General features: G+C 72.9%; 14 protein-coding genes. 10 read left to right on the top strand and 4 right to left on the bottom strand.

The genetic code is table 11. From position 1 onward, the window contains the following. From ACWEEU_RS01325 to ACWEEU_RS01300, 6 genes are all read left to right on the top strand, one after another. On the top strand, window positions 1–1,863 hold the full coding sequence (locus ACWEEU_RS01325; protein ID WP_451727221.1) for an ATP-binding protein: 1,863 nt from the start codon (window positions 1–3) through the stop codon (window positions 1,861–1,863). 55 nt (window positions 1,864–1,918) lie between these two features. Continuing rightward, window positions 1,919–3,109 (top strand): acyl-CoA dehydrogenase family protein, encoded by a 1,191-nt coding sequence (locus ACWEEU_RS01320; protein WP_451727218.1) that lies wholly within the window; start codon window positions 1,919–1,921, stop codon window positions 3,107–3,109. 22 nt (window positions 3,110–3,131) lie between these two features. After that, window positions 3,132–4,700: a 4-coumarate--CoA ligase family protein gene (locus ACWEEU_RS01315; protein WP_451727215.1), complete on the top strand. Its 1,569-nt coding sequence runs from the start codon at window positions 3,132–3,134 to the stop codon at window positions 4,698–4,700. Beyond that, window positions 4,697–5,443, top strand: a complete 747-nt coding sequence (locus ACWEEU_RS01310) for an enoyl-CoA hydratase family protein (RefSeq protein WP_385747374.1) — start codon at window positions 4,697–4,699, stop codon at window positions 5,441–5,443. The genes ACWEEU_RS01315 and ACWEEU_RS01310 overlap by 4 nt, the downstream gene beginning before the upstream one ends. Beyond that, on the top strand, window positions 5,431–6,039 hold the full coding sequence (locus tag ACWEEU_RS01305) for a TetR/AcrR family transcriptional regulator (RefSeq protein ID WP_385747372.1): 609 nt from the start codon (window positions 5,431–5,433) through the stop codon (window positions 6,037–6,039). Before ACWEEU_RS01310 ends, ACWEEU_RS01305 begins: the two co-directional genes overlap by 13 nt. A gap of 275 nt (window positions 6,040–6,314) precedes the next feature. Further along, window positions 6,315–7,343, top strand: a complete 1,029-nt coding sequence (locus tag ACWEEU_RS01300) for an isopenicillin N synthase family dioxygenase (protein ID WP_385747370.1) — start codon at window positions 6,315–6,317, stop codon at window positions 7,341–7,343. Between the two features lie 97 nt (window positions 7,344–7,440). Here ACWEEU_RS01300 and ACWEEU_RS01295 read toward each other — a convergent pair whose 3' ends face one another. Beyond that, a complete protein-coding gene (locus ACWEEU_RS01295; RefSeq protein ID WP_385747368.1) occupies window positions 7,441–8,541 on the bottom strand; it encodes a citrate synthase 2 in 1,101 nt (366 codons plus the stop codon). A 251-nt stretch (window positions 8,542–8,792) separates the two neighbouring features. On the opposite strand from ACWEEU_RS01295, the gene pdxH reads away from it, so the two are divergent. Together pdxH and ACWEEU_RS01285 are read left to right on the top strand one after the other, a co-directional pair. Continuing rightward, window positions 8,793–9,479 carry a pyridoxamine 5'-phosphate oxidase gene (gene pdxH, locus ACWEEU_RS01290; RefSeq protein WP_385747366.1) on the top strand — a complete coding sequence of 229 codons (687 nt, stop codon included), beginning with the start codon at window positions 8,793–8,795 and terminating at the stop codon, window positions 9,477–9,479. 413 nt (window positions 9,480–9,892) lie between these two features. Next, window positions 9,893–11,266: a PAS domain-containing protein gene (locus ACWEEU_RS01285; RefSeq protein WP_451727208.1), complete on the top strand. Its 1,374-nt coding sequence runs from the start codon at window positions 9,893–9,895 to the stop codon at window positions 11,264–11,266. A 31-nt stretch (window positions 11,267–11,297) separates the two neighbouring features. Here ACWEEU_RS01285 and ACWEEU_RS01280 read toward each other — a convergent pair whose 3' ends face one another. Beyond that, window positions 11,298–12,053 (bottom strand): SIS domain-containing protein, encoded by a 756-nt coding sequence (locus ACWEEU_RS01280; protein WP_451727205.1) that lies wholly within the window; start codon window positions 12,051–12,053, stop codon window positions 11,298–11,300. 320 nt (window positions 12,054–12,373) lie between these two features. On the opposite strand from ACWEEU_RS01280, the gene ACWEEU_RS01275 reads away from it, so the two are divergent. Further along, a complete protein-coding gene (locus ACWEEU_RS01275) occupies window positions 12,374–13,066 on the top strand; it encodes a metal-dependent transcriptional regulator (RefSeq protein WP_385747360.1) in 693 nt (230 codons plus the stop codon). A gap of 328 nt (window positions 13,067–13,394) precedes the next feature. After that, window positions 13,395–14,249 carry an alpha/beta fold hydrolase gene (locus tag ACWEEU_RS01270; RefSeq protein WP_385747358.1) on the top strand — a complete coding sequence of 285 codons (855 nt, stop codon included), beginning with the start codon at window positions 13,395–13,397 and terminating at the stop codon, window positions 14,247–14,249. A gap of 96 nt (window positions 14,250–14,345) precedes the next feature. On the opposite strand, the gene ACWEEU_RS01265 is transcribed toward ACWEEU_RS01270, so the two are convergent. After that, the gene (locus tag ACWEEU_RS01265) at window positions 14,346–15,938 is read right to left on the bottom strand and encodes a transporter (protein ID WP_451727200.1); all 1,593 of its coding nucleotides are present in this window, start codon (window positions 15,936–15,938) and stop codon (window positions 14,346–14,348) included. After that, a complete protein-coding gene (locus ACWEEU_RS01260) occupies window positions 15,935–16,711 on the bottom strand; it encodes an ABC transporter ATP-binding protein (protein ID WP_199587483.1) in 777 nt (258 codons plus the stop codon). Before ACWEEU_RS01260 ends, ACWEEU_RS01265 begins: the two co-directional genes overlap by 4 nt. Between the last annotated feature and the right edge of the window lie 9 nt (window positions 16,712–16,720).

The raw sequence follows: 16,720 nt of genomic DNA, 5'->3' as shown, positions 1-16,720 counted from the left end.
ATGATTTCCACCCTGCTCGTGGCCAACCGGGGCGAGATCGCCTGCCGGATCTTCCGCACCTGCGCCAACCTGGGCATCAGCACCGTCGCCCTACACTCCGACGCCGATGAGGGTGCGCTGCACACATGTGTGGCCGACACAGCGGTACGCCTGCCGGGCGCGGCACCCGCCGAGACGTATCTGCGCGGCGACCTCATCGTGAAGGCGGCCCTCGCGGCGGGCGCGGACGCCGTGCACCCCGGCTACGGCTTCCTCTCGGAGAACGCCGACTTCGCCCGCGCCGTCCTCGACGCCGGGCTGGTCTGGATCGGGCCGCCGCCCGAGGCGATCGAGGCCATGGCGTCCAAGACCCGCGCCAAGGAACTGATGGGCGTCGCCCCGCTCGACGCGGGCCACCTCACCGCCGCCGACCTCCCCGTGCTGGTCAAGGCCGCGGCGGGCGGCGGCGGGCGCGGGATGCGGGTCGTACGCCGCCTGGAGGACCTGGCCGGCGCGCTGGAGGCCGCCCGCGCCGAGGCCGCGAGCGCGTTCGGGGACGGGGAGGTGTTCGTCGAGCCGTACATCGAGCGCGGGCGCCATGTCGAGGTGCAGATCCTCGCCGACACCCACGGCACCGTCTGGACCCTCGGCACCCGCGACTGCTCCCTCCAGCGCCGCCACCAGAAGGTCATCGAGGAGGCTCCGGCACCGGGGCTGCCGGCCGCGCTCACCGAGAAGCTGTACGCGATGGCCGTCCGGGCCGCGCGTGCCGTGTCGTACGAGGGCGCGGGCACCGTCGAGTTCCTCGTGGCCGACGGCCGGGCGCACTTCCTGGAGATGAACACCCGGCTCCAGGTGGAACACCCCGTCACCGAGGCGGTGTTCGGGCTCGACCTGGTCGCCGAGCAGATCCGGATCGCCGAGGGCCACGCCCTGCCCCTCGACCCGCCGACCGCGCGCGGGCACGCCGTCGAGGCCCGCCTCTACGCCGAGGATCCGGCGCACGGCTTCGCCCCGCAGACCGGCACCCTGCACCGGCTCGCGGTACCGGGCGTACGCCTGGACGCCGGATACGGCGACGGCGACACGGTCGGCGTGCACTACGACCCGATGCTCGCCAAGGCCGTCGCCCACGCCCCGACCCGCGCCGAGGCCGTCCGCGCCCTCGCGGGCGCCCTGGACCGGGCCGCCGTGCACGGCCCGGTCACCAACCGCGACCTGCTCGTCCGCTCGCTGCGGCACCCGGAGTTCACCGCCGCCCGCATGGACACCGGCTTCTACGACCGTCACCTCGCCACCCTCACCGAGCCCGCCCCCGACCCGCACGCCCCCCTGGCCGCCGCCCTCGCGGACGCCGCGAGCCGCACCCGCTCCGGCTCGCGCTTCGGCGGCTGGCGCAACGTGCCCTCGGCCCCGCAGGTGAAGCGGTACGAGATGGCGGGCGAGGAGACCGAGGCGTCCTACCGCCACACCCGGACCGGCCCGACGGCGGACGGCGTCCGCGTGGTCCGCGCCGAACCCACCCTCGTCGTCCTCGAAGTGGACGGCGTGGAGCGGAAGTTCGACATCGCCCGGCACGGCGACCGGGTGTACGTCAACACCACCCCGCTCACCGCCCTGCCCCGCTTCCCCGACCCCCGCCCCGCCCACGCCCCCGGCTCCCTCCTCGCCCCCATGCCCGGCACGGTCGTCCGCGTCGCGGAGAACCTGACCGAGGGCACCGAGGTCCAGTCCGGCCAGCCCCTGATCTGGCTGGAGGCGATGAAGATGCAACACCTGATCACGGCCCCGACGGACGGCACGCTGACAGCGCTCCGAGCGGCCGTGGGACAGCAACTGGAGATGGGAGCCCTCTTGGCGGTGGTCGAGAACAACCGCCCTTGAGGGGCGTGGGGAACCGCGCGACCAGCCACGGACAAGCCGCAACCGGAGGAAAAGAATGACCCCGCTCGTCGAATCCGCGGAACACCGATCACTCCGCAAGGCCGTCTCCGCCCTGGGCAACCGCTATGGCCGCGACTACATGACGCGCGCCATAAGCGAGGGACGTCACCCCACGGAACTGTGGTCCGAAGCAGGCAAACTCGGCTACCTCGGCGTCAACCTCCCCGAGGAACACGGCGGCGGAGGCGGCGGGATAGCCGAACTCTCCATAGTCCTGGAGGAACTGGGAGCGGCGGGATCTCCCCTGCTGATGCTGGTCGTCTCCCCGGCCATCTGCGGAACGGTGATCGCCCGCTTCGGCACGGAAGACCAGAAGCGCGCCTGGCTCCCCGGAATGGCCGACGGCACCCGCACGATGGCCTTCGGCATCACCGAACCCGACGCCGGATCCAACTCCCACCGCATCACCACCACCGCCCGCCGCGACGGCGACGACTGGCTCCTCACCGGCCGCAAGGTCTTCGTCTCCGGCGTCGACCAGGCGGACGCCACGCTGATCGTCGGCCGCACGGAGGACGCCCGCACGGGCCGGCTCAAACCCTGCCTCTTCATCGTCCCGCGCGACGCGGACGGCTTCACGCGCAACCGGATCGACATGGAGGTCAACGCCGCGGAGAAGCAGTTCGAGCTGGTCCTGGACGACGTACGGCTGCCCGCCGACGCCCTCGTGGGCGGGGGCACCTCCCACGCTTTCGGCAGTGGGGGAGAGGACACCGGGCTGCTTCAGCTCTTCGCCGGGCTGAACCCCGAGCGGATCATGACGGCGGCGTTCGCCATCGGCATGGGGCGCTACGCCCTCGCCCGGGCCGTGGAGTACGCCCGCGAGCGCACGGTGTGGAACGTCCCCATCGGTGCCCACCAGGCCATCGCGCACCCCCTCGCGCAGGCCCACATCGACCTGGAACTGGCCAAGTTGATGATGCAGAAGGCCGCCCAGCTCTACGACGCCGGGGACGACGTCGGCGCGGGCGAGGCCGCCAACATGGCCAAGTACGCGGCCGGGGAAGCCTGTGTGAAGGCGGTCGACCAGGCCGTGCACACCCTCGGCGGCAACGGTCTCACCCGCGAGTTCGGCCTCGCCTCCCTCGTCACCGGCGCCCGGGTGGCCCGGATCGCTCCGGTGAGCCGGGAGATGATCCTCAACTACATCTCCCATCAGACCCTCGGCCTCCCCAAGTCCTACTAGGCACACGCCGGTTGGAGGAACCGTGTTCCACAGTGCGTACGACGACGTACCGCCCGTAGAACTCCCCGTCCACGACGCGGTGCTGGGCGGTGCCGCCGCCTTCGGGGACCGGCCCGCGCTCATCGACGGGACCGACGGCACGACCCTGACCTACGAGCAACTGGACCGGTTCCACCGCCGGCTGGCGGCGGCGTTCGCGGAGGCGGGGGTGCGCAAGGGAGACGTGCTGGCCCTGCACAGCCCCAACACCCTGGCGTTTCCGCTGGCGTTCTACGCGGCCACCCGGGCGGGCGCCACCGTCACCACCGCCCACCCGCTCGCGACACCCGAGGAGTTCGCCCGGCAGTTGGAGGACAGCGGGGCCCGCTGGATCGTCACCGTCTCCCCGCTGCTCCCGGCCGCGCGCCGGGCCGCCGAACTCGCGGGCGGGGTACGGGAGATCATCGTGTGCGACAGCGCGCCCGGCCATCGCTCCCTGGTCGACATGCTGGCGAGCGACGGGCCCGAGCCGGAGATCGCCCTCGACCCGGCCGAGGACATCGCCGTACTGCCCTACTCCTCCGGCACCACCGGTGTGCCCAAGGGCGTGATGCTCACCCACCGGCAGATCGTCACCAACCTCGCCCAACTGGACCCGGCCGTGAAGGCGGAGCCCGGCGACTGCATCCTCGCCGTACTCCCGCTCTTTCACATATACGGCCTCACCGCCCTGATGAACGCGCCCCTGCGGCAGGGCGCCACCGTCGTCGTGCTGCCCCGCTTCGAGCTGGACACCTTCCTCGCGGCCATCGAGACCCACCGCATCACCGGCCTCTACGTCGCCCCGCCGATCGTCCTCGCCCTCGCCAAGCACCCCTCCGTCGAGCGCTACGACCTCTCCTCGCTGAAGTACGTGATCAGCGCCGCCGCCCCGCTGGACGCCTCCCTCGCCGCCGCCTGCGCCGAGCGGCTCGGGCTGCCGCCGCTGGGGCAGGCGTACGGCATGACCGAGCTGTCGCCCGGCACCCATGTCGTCCCGCTCGACCTGCTGCGCGAGGCGCCCCCTGGCACCGCGGGCAAGCTGATCGCGGGCACCGAGATGCGGATCGTGTCCCTGGACGACCCCGGCAAGGACCTCGGCGCCGGGGAGGCCGGCGAGATCCTGATCCGGGGCCCGCAGGTGATGAAGGGCTACCTCAACCGGCCCGACGCCACCGCCGAGACGATCGACGCCGACGGCTGGCTGCACACCGGGGACGTGGGTCGGGTCGACGCGGACGGCTGGCTGTTCGTCGTGGACCGGGTGAAGGAACTCATCAAGTACAAGGGCTTCCAGGTGGCACCCGCCGAACTGGAGGCGCTGCTGCTCACCCACCCGGGCATCGCGGACGCGGCCGTCGTCGGCGCCCTGAACGACGAGGGCAACGAGATCCCGCACGCCTTCGTCGTCCGCCGCCAGGCCGCGCCCGAACTCAAGGAGAACGAGGTGATGTCGTACGTCGCCGAGCACGTCGCGCCGTACAAACGAGTGCGTCGGGTGACCTTCGTCGGCTCCGTGCCGCGCGCCGCCTCCGGGAAGATCCTGCGCCGCGAACTGAGGGAGCGCTCATGACCCTTGTCGGACGGTCCCGCGAACGGGCCGTGGAGAGGCTCAGCCTGGACTCCCCGGACACCCGCAACGCCCTCTCCGCACCCCTGGTCGCCGCGCTCGCCGACGCCCTGGCCGACTGCGCGAAGGACCCCGGTGTCCGGGCGGTCGTCCTCACCCACACCGGAGGCACCTTCTGCGCGGGTGCCGATCTGCGCGACCCGCCTCAACCGGACGCGCTGGTAGCGCTGTTGCGGCAGATCGTGGAGCTGCCCAAGCCGGTGGTGGCACGGGTCACCGGGCATGTCCGCGCGGGCGGGCTCGGGCTGCTCGCCGCGTGCGACATCGCCGCCGCCTCGCGCGAGGCCACCTTCGCCTTCACCGAGGTACGGATCGGGGTCGCCCCGGCGGTGATCTCCCTGCCGGTGCTGCCGCGCGCCGACCCGCGCGCGGTCGCCCGCTACTACCTCACCGGCGAGCGCTTCGGCCCCGCCGAGGCCGTACGCCTCGGTCTGCTCACCGCCGCCGGAGACGACGCGGACGGCGACGTGGACGACCTCCTCGCACCCGTCCTCGACGGCCTGCGCCGCTCCTCGCCCGACGCCCTGGCCGCGACGAAACGGCTGCTCACGGCTAGGGTGCTGGAGACATTCGACCGGGACGCGGCGGACCTGACCGCCCTCTCGGCCCGGCTGTTCTCCGCCCCCGGGGCCCGGGAGGGGATGACGGCCTTCCTGGAAAGACGGGATGCGGCATGGGTGGTGTGAGTACGGCGGAACGCGACCGCGTACCCAAGCAGGACCGCAGCCGGGCCACCCGGCAGCGGCTCCTGGAAGCCGCCGTGGCCTGCCTCGCCGAGTACGGCTGGGCGGGCTCCACGGTCGCGGTCGTCGCCGAGCGCGCGGGCGTCTCCCGGGGCGCCGCGCAGCACCACTTCCCCACCCGCGAGGACCTCTTCACCGCCGCCGTCGAGTACGTGGCGGAGAGCCGCTCCGTCGCCCTGCGCGAGCTGTTCCCCGACGGCCCCGGCGACCGGCGCGCCGTGATCTCCGCCCTGATCGGCCTCTTCACCGGCCCGCTCTTCCGCGCCGCCCTGCACCTGTGGGTGGCTGCCTCGAACGAGGAGCAACTGCGCGGCCGCGTGACGGAACTGGAGGCGCGCGTCGGCCGCGAGTGCCACCGCATCGCCGTCGAACTCCTCGACGCCGACGAGTCCCGCCCCGGCGTCCGCGAAACCGTCCAGGGCCTCCTCGACATGGCCCGCGGCCTCGGCCTCGCCACCCTCCTCACCGACGACACCGCCCGCCGCGAGCGGGTCGTGGCCCAGTGGGCGGTGCTGCTCGACGAGGCGCTGGGGGAGTAGACCCAGGCAGGCGTGGCAGATGGGGCAAGTTCCGAGGCGGGGAGACCCGACGGGAAGGTGACGACCGTCACACCCGTATTCCGGGCATCGCAGTACTCTTGGCCCATGCTTCCGATGCTCGTTCGCCGCCGCCACGTGGACTACGTGCGCGTCACGAGCATGGGCTGTCGGCGTTCCGCCTGACCCAGCCCCCTTCCTCTCGTCTCTTCCTTTCCGGCACCCGGGGGCCGCACACCCCCGCGGCCGCCCGTGCCCCGTACACCCGCGGACGCGCCATGACGACTCACGCGACGAACCCGTCGTACGCCCAGCTCCCGATCATCGATCTGTCGGCCGCGGACCGCGGCCCCGAGGAGCGCGCCCGGCTCCACGAGCGGCTGCACTCCGCCGCCCATGACGTGGGCTTCTTCCAGCTCGTCGGGCACGGTGTGACCCAGCGGGAGACCGACGCCCTGCTCACCGCGATGCGCGCCTTCTTCGCGCTCCCCGAGGCAGACCGGCTCGCCCTGGACAACCTCAACTCCCCGCACTTCCGCGGCTACACGCGCACCGGCGACGAGCGCACCGCCGGTGCCCGCGACTGGCGCGACCAGCTCGACATCGGCGCCGAGCGCCCCGCCCGCATGCCCGGTCCGGACGAGCCGCCGTACTGGTGGCTCCAGGGTCCCAACCAGTGGCCCGCCGCCCTGCCCGAGCTGCGTACCGCCGCCCTCGCCTGGATCGACAAGCTCAGCGCGGTCGCCCAGCGCCTGCTGCACGAGCTCCTGACCGCCATCGGCGCCCCCGCCGGCTTCTACGACCCGATCTTCGGCGCCCACGCCCACCCGCACCTCAAGCTCGTCCGCTACCCCGGCAGCGCGGGCGACGGCACCGACCAGGGCGTCGGCGCCCACAAGGACTACGGCTTCCTCACCCTGCTCCTCCAGGACTCCGTCGGCGGCCTCCAGGTCCAGCGCGAGGACGGCCGCTTCCACGAAGTCCCGCCCCTGGACGGCGCGTTCGTGGTGAACCTCGGCGAACTCCTGGAGGTCGCCACCAACGGCTACCTCCTCGCCACCAACCACCGTGTGGTCAGCCCGCCCGGAGCCACGGAGCGCTTCTCGATCCCGTTCTTCTACAACCCCCGCCTGGACGCGAAGATCGCTCCGCTGCCCTTCCCGCACGCGGACCTCGCCCCCGGCGTGACGACGGACCCGACGAACCCGCTCTACGCGGAGTACGGCTTCAACGAACTGAAGGGCAAGCTGCGGGCGCACCCGCTGGTGGCGGAGCGCCACCACGCGGGCCTCTTGACGCCGGCCTAGGGGTTTCGCCTTCTCAGGGGCGCGAGGAACCGCGCGATCGACCACACCGATCGCGCAGCCGCCCACGCGCCCCCGCAACCCCTCTCAGCGGGCGATGTCAGTGGGCGATCCCCGCAAACCCGGGGATGTCCTCAGGCCGGCGAGAAGCGGGCCCCACATACTTCGCCGAAGGCCGCACCAGGCGACCGGTCCGCTTCTGCTCGAGAATGTGCGCCGACCACCCGGCGGTACGCGCACACGTGAACATCGACGTGAACATGTGCGCCGGCACCTCGGCGAAGTCGAGCAGGATCGCCGCCCAGAACTCCACGTTGGTGGCCAGCACGCGATCCGGCCGCCGATTGTGCAGCTCCTCCAGCGCCGCCTTCTCCAGCGCCTCCGCGATCTCGTACCGCGGCGCCCCCAGCTCCCGCGCGGTGCGCCGCAGCACCCGCGCCCGGGGGTCCTCGGCCCGGTAGACCCGGTGCCCGAAGCCCATGAGCCGCTCACCGCGGTCGAGGGCCTGCTTGACCCACTCCTCCGCGTCCCCGGTCCGCTCGATCTCCTCGATCATGCCGAGCACACGGGAGGGCGCCCCGCCATGGAGGGGACCGGACATGGCCCCGACGGCACCCGACAGCGCCGCGGCGACGTCCGCGCCGGTGGAGGCGATGACGCGCGCCGTGAAGGTGGACGCGTTCATGCCGTGCTCGGCGGCCGAGGTCCAGTACGCGTCGACGGCGGCGACATGCTTCGGGTCCGGCTCGCCGCGCCAGCGGATCATGAACCGCTCGACCACCGACCGCGCCTTGTCGATCTCGTTCTGCGGCACCATCGGCAGCCCCTGCCCGCGCGCGGACTGGGCGACGTACGACAGCGCCGTCACGGCGGCGCGTGCGAGGTCGTCACGGGCCTGCTCGGCGTCGATGTCCAGCAGCGGTTTGAGGCCCCACACGGGGGCCAGCATGGCCAGCGCGGACTGCACGTCCACGCGGATGTCCCCGGAGTGCACCGGGATCGGGAACGGCTCGGCGGGCGGCAGGCCGGGGTCGAAGGCACCGTCGACCAGCAGTCCCCACACGTTCCCGAAGGACACGTGGCCGACCAGGTCCTCGATGTCGACGCCCCGATACCGCAGGGCGCCGCCCTCCTTGTCCGGCTCGGCGATCTCCGTCTCGAAGGCGACGACTCCCTCTAGCCCGGGTACGAACTCGGACATAAGGCGGCTCCTCATGCTGGGTCGGCGGCGGTCACACCGGTCATGCCCCGTACGGCCGGGGGTCACCCGGAGACGGGGCGGGAACCAGCACGATAGCCCTGAGTGCCAGGTTTGGGGAGACCTTGCGGCACTGAGTGCCACGTTAGAGGGAGGTGGCGTTGGCGAGCCGCCGCGCGACGCGCCGGGAGCGGACGGGAGCGTCCGGGAGGCGCCCCGCGAGGCCCGTACGCCCCATACGGCAGGATGACCACGTGACCGATCGCGACACGATGCCCGACCCCGCCACCGACCCCGCGTTCATGCGCAAGCAGTACCGCGCCCGGGGACTGGACGAGCCGGATCTCGCGGGCCACCCGATGGACCAGTTCGCGCGCTGGTTCGCGGACGCGGCCCGCGCGGCCGTCCACGGCACGCTGTACGAGCCCAACGCCATGGTCGTCTCCACGGTGGACCCCGCCGGGCGCCCCAGCTCGCGCACGGTCCTGATGAAGGGCTACGACACCGAGGGCTTCGTCTTCTACACCAACTACGACTCCCACAAGGCGCGTGACCTGGCCGGGAACCCGTACGTCTCGCTGCTCTTCCCCTGGCATCCCATCGCCCGCCAGGTCATCGTCTCGGGTGTGGCCCGCCGTACGAGCCGTGAGGAGACCGCCGCGTACTTCCACAGCCGCCCGCACGGCTCCCAGCTCGGCGCCTGGGCGAGTGCGCAGTCCACGGTCGTCGGCTCCCGCGCCGAACTGGACGAGGCGTACGCCGCGCTCGGCGCCCGCTATCCCGAGGGTGAGGAAGTCCCCGTCCCGCCCCACTGGGGCGGTTTCCGCGTCGCCCCCGAGACCGTCGAGTTCTGGCAGGGCCGCGAGAACCGCCTCCACGACCGCCTCCGCTACGCCGCCCTCCCGGACGGCACCTGGACGATCGACCGCCTGAGCCCCTGACACCTGCTGAAAACGCAGACGACCCGTGAGCTCGGGTCCTCCGCCGAGGCGGAGGGCCGGCCGGACGTTACCGGCGAGCTCACGGGTCGGGCGACTGCGATGGATTGGCCGGCGGCGCGCATTCACACGCGCTGTTCCGGCACCGCAACTCGGTGTGGTGACGGGCCGCTAGCCCGCAGCCACCTCACGCGTCCGGGTTTCACACATTTACCCGATCACCTCCCTTCTGCTTGCTTTGCAGCCTAGGCAGTGGAGCGGAGGGGCTCAACTTCTTTTTTCGCGACGCCCGCAATCTTGCGAGAACCTGATGTGTGCCGGGTCACTGTCGAGTTGAATGACAAGCGAACAACGCAGGCCAGTGAGCGGAACGGGCGCCGAGGGGTGTGCCCGACGCAGCCTCCAGGGGGTCCAGGGTGAGTGCTTCCCGGCGTGGTGGGGCCACCGACGAGCTGGGGCCGGGGGAGCCGGGCGGGGAGGATCTGCTCGCCGCGCTGCTGGACGGCATGGACGCGGCCCTGTGCGCCTTCGACGCCGAGGGGGTCGTGACCCACTGGAACCGTGAGGCGGAGCGGATTCTGGGGTGGAGCGCGGCCGAGGCGGTCGGGCGGCCGGGGTTCGCCGGGTGGGCGGTGCGCAGCGCGGACGCCGAGGAGGTGCAGCGGCGGCTGATGTCCGCGATGCGGGCGCCGGGGCGGCAGGTGCACGAGTTCGCGCTGGTCACCAAGGACGGGGGACGGGTGCTCGTCCGGACCCAGTCCGCCGCCGTGCGCGGTCCCGACGGCAGTCCGGCCGGGCTGTACTGCGCCTTCAGCGAGGTGCACGCGCAGATCGACCTGGAGCGGTCGATCGCGCTCAGCGAGGCGCTGTTCGAGGACGCGTCCTGGGGTGTCGTGCTGGTCGACGCCGATCTGCGGCCCGCCGTCGTCAACGCGCACGCGGCCCGCGCACTCGGGGTGGGCCGTACGTCCGCGCTCGGGCGCCCGTTCGGCGAGCTGCTGGCCCAGGGTGTCGAGGAGCTGGAGAGCGCGCTGACCCATGTGCTGGCCGAGGGCGCGCCGCCCGGCCCCGCCGAGATGTGGGTGAGTGTGCGGACCGCCGAGGGCGAGCGGCGGCGCTGCTGGCGCAGCGGCTTCGTACGGCTGTCCTCGCCGCTGGCCGAGGAGCCCGTACCGCTCGGGGTCGGCTGGCTCTTCCAGGACGTCACCGAGGCCCGGCAGGGCGAGCGTGAGGCGTCCCAGTTGCGCTTCCGCTCCAACCAGTTGCACCGCGCCGCCCGCGCCGCCGCCGAGTGCGAGGACCCGGCGGAGGCGGCCGTGGTCCACCTGGAGTTCGCCCTCGCGGGCTTCGCCGACCACGCCCTGCTGGACCGGGTCGGGCCGGTGCCGCCCGGCTCGGAGGAGGGATCTGTACGGCTCGTACGGCTCGCCGCCACCCCCGCCGGTACGCCCGGCCCCGACACCCCGCCCGGCACCTCCGGGCTGCCCGTGCGGTACGGCGCCGGGCACCCCGCGCTCCAGTGCGGCGAGCGGAACGGGACGGTGCGCGTGGACGCCGGCTCGGGCCCCGCCGAGCGGCCGCGCGAGTGGGCGCGGGCCCGGCTGTGGCCCGCCGACACCGCGCACGCGCTGTGCGCCGTCCTGCGCAGCCGGGGTCGCACGCTGGGCGTGCTCACCTTCCTGCGCGGGCCGGGGCGCGGGCGCTTCGACCGGTCCGACGTGGCGTACGCGGAGGAGGTGGCGGCGCGGATCGGGGCGGCGCTGGATCTGGCGGCGGCGGTGCGGGGCTAGGCCGTGTCCCCCCTGGGACCGGTGTCCGCGGCTAGTGCCGGTAGAAGATCCGGTCGCCGTACTTCTCCATGATCCGCGCGTTCCAGTCGTGGCCGCCGTCGACGTTGCCGGAGCGCAGCAGCGGGGGCTCGATGCCGCGCGCGGCCAGCTCGGCGGCGGCGGTGGCCATCACGGCCTGCATCAGCGCCGAGGTGACGACCGTGGAGGCGGGGGCGAACGGGGCGGGTACGGAGTCCAGGCTCAGCTCCGCGTCGCCGACCGCGATCTTGGAGTCGAGCACGACGTCGCAGTGGTCCTTGAGGAAGGTGCCGGAGGCGTGCCGCGAGGCGGTCCCGGTGGCGTAGGCGACGGAGGTGACGCCGATGACCTTGAGCCCGCGTTCCCGGGCGCCGCGCGCCATCTCGACGGGCAGGGAGTTGCGGCCCGACAGCGAGATGATCACCAGGGCGTCCCCGGCGCGGGCCGGTGAGCTGTCCAGTACGGCGGTCGCGAGCCCGTCGACCCGCTCCAGGGCGGAGCCGAGGGTGGCCGGGGTGACGTCCACGCCGACGACGCCGGGTACGGCGAGCAGGTTCATCAGGGCGAGGCCGCCGGCCCGGTAGACCACGTCCTGCGCGGCCAGCGAGGAGTGTCCGGCCCCGAACGCGAACAGCCGCCCCCCGTCCGTCACCGTGTCCGCCAGCAGGACCCCCGCCTCCGCGATGGCCCCACCCTCCTCCTCCCGCACCCGCCGCAACAGCTCCGCGGCGGCGTCGAAGAACAGTTCGGCAGGCGTGCCGTCGCTCATACGGGGCCCCTTCGCGCTCGGTGTCGCGGATCACGGTGCGGTCTGGACCATCACCCTGTCAATACGGGGCGCCTCCGGTGGCTCGGCGGCTGTCCTGTGCGGGAGTTGACCGCGGGACGAGAGGGCTCGGCGTGCGGGACCTGGCGGCGATTCCGTGTACGACACCCCCGCCGCGCCGATCCCCCCGCGCCGCCACCCCGGCGCACTCCGGTTTCGTAGGGGCGGCACGGTTGTCGGTGGTATCCGGCAGAATTGAGGTCTGGGCCAGCGCACGCGCCGGGCAGCGGTGAGCTTCCGGCAGAGGTAATCGAGGGGCACGTATGTCCGGACTGATCGACACCACGGAGATGTATCTCCGCACCATCCTCGAACTGGAAGAGGAAGGCGTCGTCCCCATGCGCGCCCGTATCGCGGAGCGGCTCGACCAGAGCGGGCCGACCGTGAGCCAGACGGTGGCGCGCATGGAGCGGGACGGGCTCGTGTCCGTGGCCAGCGACCGTCATCTGGAGCTGACCGACGAGGGCCGCCGGCTGGCCATCCGGGTGATGCGCAAGCACCGCCTCGCGGAGTGCCTGCTGGTGGACGTCATCGGCCTGGAGTGGGAGCAGGTGCACGCAGAGGCGTGTCGCTGGGAGCACGTGATGAGCGAGGCGGTCGAGCGCCGCGTGCTCGAACTGCTGCGCCACCCCACCGAGTCGCCGTACGGCAACCCCATCCCCGGCCTCGAAGAGCTGGGGGAGAAGGACGGCGCCGACCCGTTCCTGGACGAGGGCATGGTCTCGCTGGCCGACCTCGACCCGGGCCAGGACGGCAAGACGGTCGTCGTCCGCCGGATCGGGGAGCCGATCCAGACGGACGCGCAGCTCATGTACACGCTGCGGCGCGCGGGTGTGCAGCCCGGCTCCGTGGTGAGCGTGACCGAGTCGGCGGGTGGCGTCCTGGTCGGCAGCGGCGGCGAGGCCGCCGAGCTGGCCTCGGAGGTCGCCTCGCACGTCTTCGTCGCCAAGCGCTGAGACGACGCCGGGACGAAAGAGAACCCCGGCGCCGCCGCGGCGCCGGGGTCTCACCTCCCCGGACGGTGACCCGGAGCCCCGAGCTCCCAGGGTCACCCTCGGACCGTTTTTCCCCGAGCGGTCCGCCCCCCTCGCCAGAAAAGATCCCCTCGGCGGTGGCGATCATTCCTCTTCTGGTGTCACTCGAACGAGGGGTGTTCCTCGCACAGACCCGATGTTCGAATAACAGTTCGATAGTCTGCGACAGCAGCACCACGAACCACGGCAACAGGACGACGGCAGGGCAGTACACCGGTACGAGGCAGGCAACGCTGGGGGGTGCCAGGCGATGGCACGACGCATCGACGTGACAGGAGCGGGCGGCGTACGGCTGGCCGCCTGGGAGTTCGCGGACCCGCCCAAGGAAGGGGCCGACTCCGCCCTCCCCGGCGTGCTGCTGCTCCACGGGCTGATGGGCCGTGCCTCCCACTGGGCGGCCACCGCCCGCTGGCTCGCGGAGCGCTACCGCGCCGTGGCGCTCGACCAGCGCGGCCACGGCCGCAGCGAACACCCCCCGGCGGCCGCCTGCACCCGCGAGGACTACGTCGCGGACGCCGAGTCCGCCCTCGCACAGCTCGGTCTGGCCCCCGCCGTCCTCATCGGCCACGCCATGGGCGCCCTGACGGCCTGGCAGCTCGCCGCCCGCCGCCCCGACCTCGTGCGCGGACTCGTCATCTGCGACATGCGCGCCTCCGCGCTCGGCGCCGCCTCGCAGCGCGAGTGGGACGAGTGGTTCCGCTCCTGGCCGGTCCCCTTCGCCACGCTCGCGGACGTCCGCAAGTGGTTCGGCGAGGACGACCCCCGCCTGGAGCGCCCGAGCCCGACCCGCGGCGAGTTCTACGCCGAGGTGATGCACGAGTGCGCGGACGGCTGGCGCCCCGTCTTCGAGCCCGAGCGGATGCTCCGCACCCGCGAGACCTGGGTCCACGACGCCCACTGGGAGGAACTGGCCCAGGTCGCCTGCCCCACCCTCGTCGTCCGCGGCCTCGACGGCGAACTCGGCCGCGCCGAAGCCCAGGAAATGGTCCGCGTCCTCCCCCGGGGCGAGTACGCCGAGATCACCGATGCGGGCCACCTGATCCACTACGACCAGCCGGAGGCATGGCGCAGAGCGGTGGAGCCGTTCCTCAGCCACCTGGTCTGAGAGTGTTCGGCAGGGGCACCGGTGCCCTCAAGGGCGCGGGGACCTGCGCGACCAGCCCCGACGGCGCCGCACCCGAGCAGCGAGAGCCGCCACCCCTCACCCCCGACTGACCGCCACCAGAATCTCCGGCAACCGCCCCGCCGTCCGCGGCGCGGCCAACCGCAGCCCCGCCACGGTCAGCCCCGCCCCGTACACCACCCCGAGCGGCAGCAGCACCCACGTCCACCGCGACCCCCCGTCCACGACGTTCAGCCAGATCACCGCCGCGATCACCGGCGCACACAGCAGCGCCGCCGACACCATGCCCCCGAAGATCGCCGCGAAGGCGAGCCCCGCCTGCCCCGGCGCCACGTTCCGGTGCCCCTCCTGCGGGATCGAGTACGGGAACCGCGCCGACGTCCACGCCCCCGTCGCCAGCATCGCGCCGAGCAGCGCCAGGGACAGCCCCAGCACCTCGGGCAGCCGGTCCCAGTCACCGAGGAGCGCCGTCGTCACCACCGTGACCACCAGCGCGTACGGCAGGGTGATCAGCAGCAGCGCCAGCGCGCGTCCGCGCAGCTCGGCGTAGGCGTCGCGGGGCGAGGAGATGGTCATGGCGACCATCCAGAACGCGGAGGCGTCCTGCCCGAACTGGTTGTACATCTGCATCCCGAGCATCCCCGAGGCGAAGCACGCGAAGTAGACCGAACCGGTGCCCTGCACGGCGTTGAACACCGGCACGATGAGTCCGATCGCCAGCGAGGTCACCCACGCGGCCTTGGTCTTGGGGTCGCGCCAGATGTAGCGCAGGGTGCGTTCCATCACGGCGCCGGTGCGGCCGCCCGGCAGCACGCGGCCCAGCAGGCTCGCCGAGGCGTGGTCGGGCGCGTTCGTCTGGGCACCCTGGAGCGTGGAGCCGTCCGGCGCGGTCATCAGCCGGGTCAGACTGCGCGCCCAGGCGGCGATCAGCAGCACCAACGCAGCCACGGACAGAGCCAGCTGAGCCAGCGCCACACCGTACGACCCGGTGCCCGCCGTGTGCACCGCGGCCAGCGCCGAGGCGGGCGGCACCCAGGACAGCACGTCGGCCACCGCCCCGAGCTGTCCGAGCCCGGTGGACGAACCAAGGCGCTGCAGACCGAAGTTGAGCACCTGCGCCCCGATGGCGATCACCAGCCCGCTCAGTACCGCGAGGTCCCGGCCCCGGCGGCTGGTCAGCAGCCGTACGTTGGCCGCCGCGACCGTACGCGCCAGCGCCACGCACACCAGCAGCGCGAGCGGGAGGGCGACGACGGCGGTCACCCATCCGGCGGGGCCGTGCGCGAGCGCCACCGCGCAGCCGGTGAGGACCAGCAGCGTGTACAGCGGGCCGATGCCGACCAGGGAGGCGGCGAGCAGCGCGCGCACCAGCGGCCGGGGCCGCAGCGGGAGCATCACCAGCCGGGTCGGGTCGAGCGTCTCGTCGCCGCTCGGGAAGAACAGCGGCATCACGGTCCAGCCGAGCGCGAGCACGGCCGCGCCGATCACCGCGACGTTCTCGACGTGCGCGAATCCGCCGAGCGCGATCAGGCCCGTCATCTGGAGCAGGCCGATCAGCAGCGCGGCGATCGCCGAGCAGACGAACGCGGCCCGGCGGCCCGCCGACTGGCGCAGCCCGCCGCGCAGCAACGACAGCTTCAGCCGGACGAGGGTGGGGGTCAGGGCCGTCATCGCGGGGCACCGCCGCCCAGCCAGTCGAGGTCGGACCCGGCGGCGCGGTCGTGGGCGCCGACGAGTTCGAGGAAGGCGGCCTGGAGCGTGGGGTGTTCGCCGCGCACCTCGGCCAGCGGCCCGGTCGCGCGGATGCGTCCGGCGGCCAGCACGGCCACCCAGTCGCACAGGGACTCCACCAGCTCCATCACGTGCGAGGAGAAGACGACGGTGGCGCCGGAGGCGGTGTAGCGCTCCAGGACGCCCCGGATGGTCTGCGCGGACACCGGGTCGACGCCCTCGAACGGCTCGTCCAGGAAGAGCACTTCGGGGTTGTGCAGCAGGGCGGCGGCGAGGCCGATCTTCTTGCGCATACCGGTGGAGTAGTCGACGACCAGCTTGTGCTGGGCCCCGGCAAGGTCGAGCACGTCGAGCAACTGGGTGGCCCGCTTGTCGACCTCGGCGCCGGGCAGCCCGCGCATCCGCCCGGAGTAACCGAGCAGTTCCCGTCCCGACAGCCGTTCGAAGAGCCGCAGTCCCTCCGGCAGCACCCCGATGCGGGCCTTGACGGCCACCGGGTCGCGCCAGACGTCCTGCCCGGCGATCTCCACGCTGCCCTGGTCGGGCCGGAGCAGCCCGGTCACCATGGACAGGGTGGTGGTCTTGCCCGCCCCGTTGGGACCGACCAGTCCGATGAACTTCCCGGCGGGCAGATCGAGATCGATCCCCCCGACCGCGACATGCTGCCCGAACTGCTTCCAGAGTCCTCGTATCCGCACTGCCGCCTCGGTCATGGCGAAACC

It is taken from the genome of Streptomyces sp. NPDC005004 (genome assembly GCF_053600675.1).
This window is presented reverse-complemented; position numbering and strand designations above follow the sequence as displayed.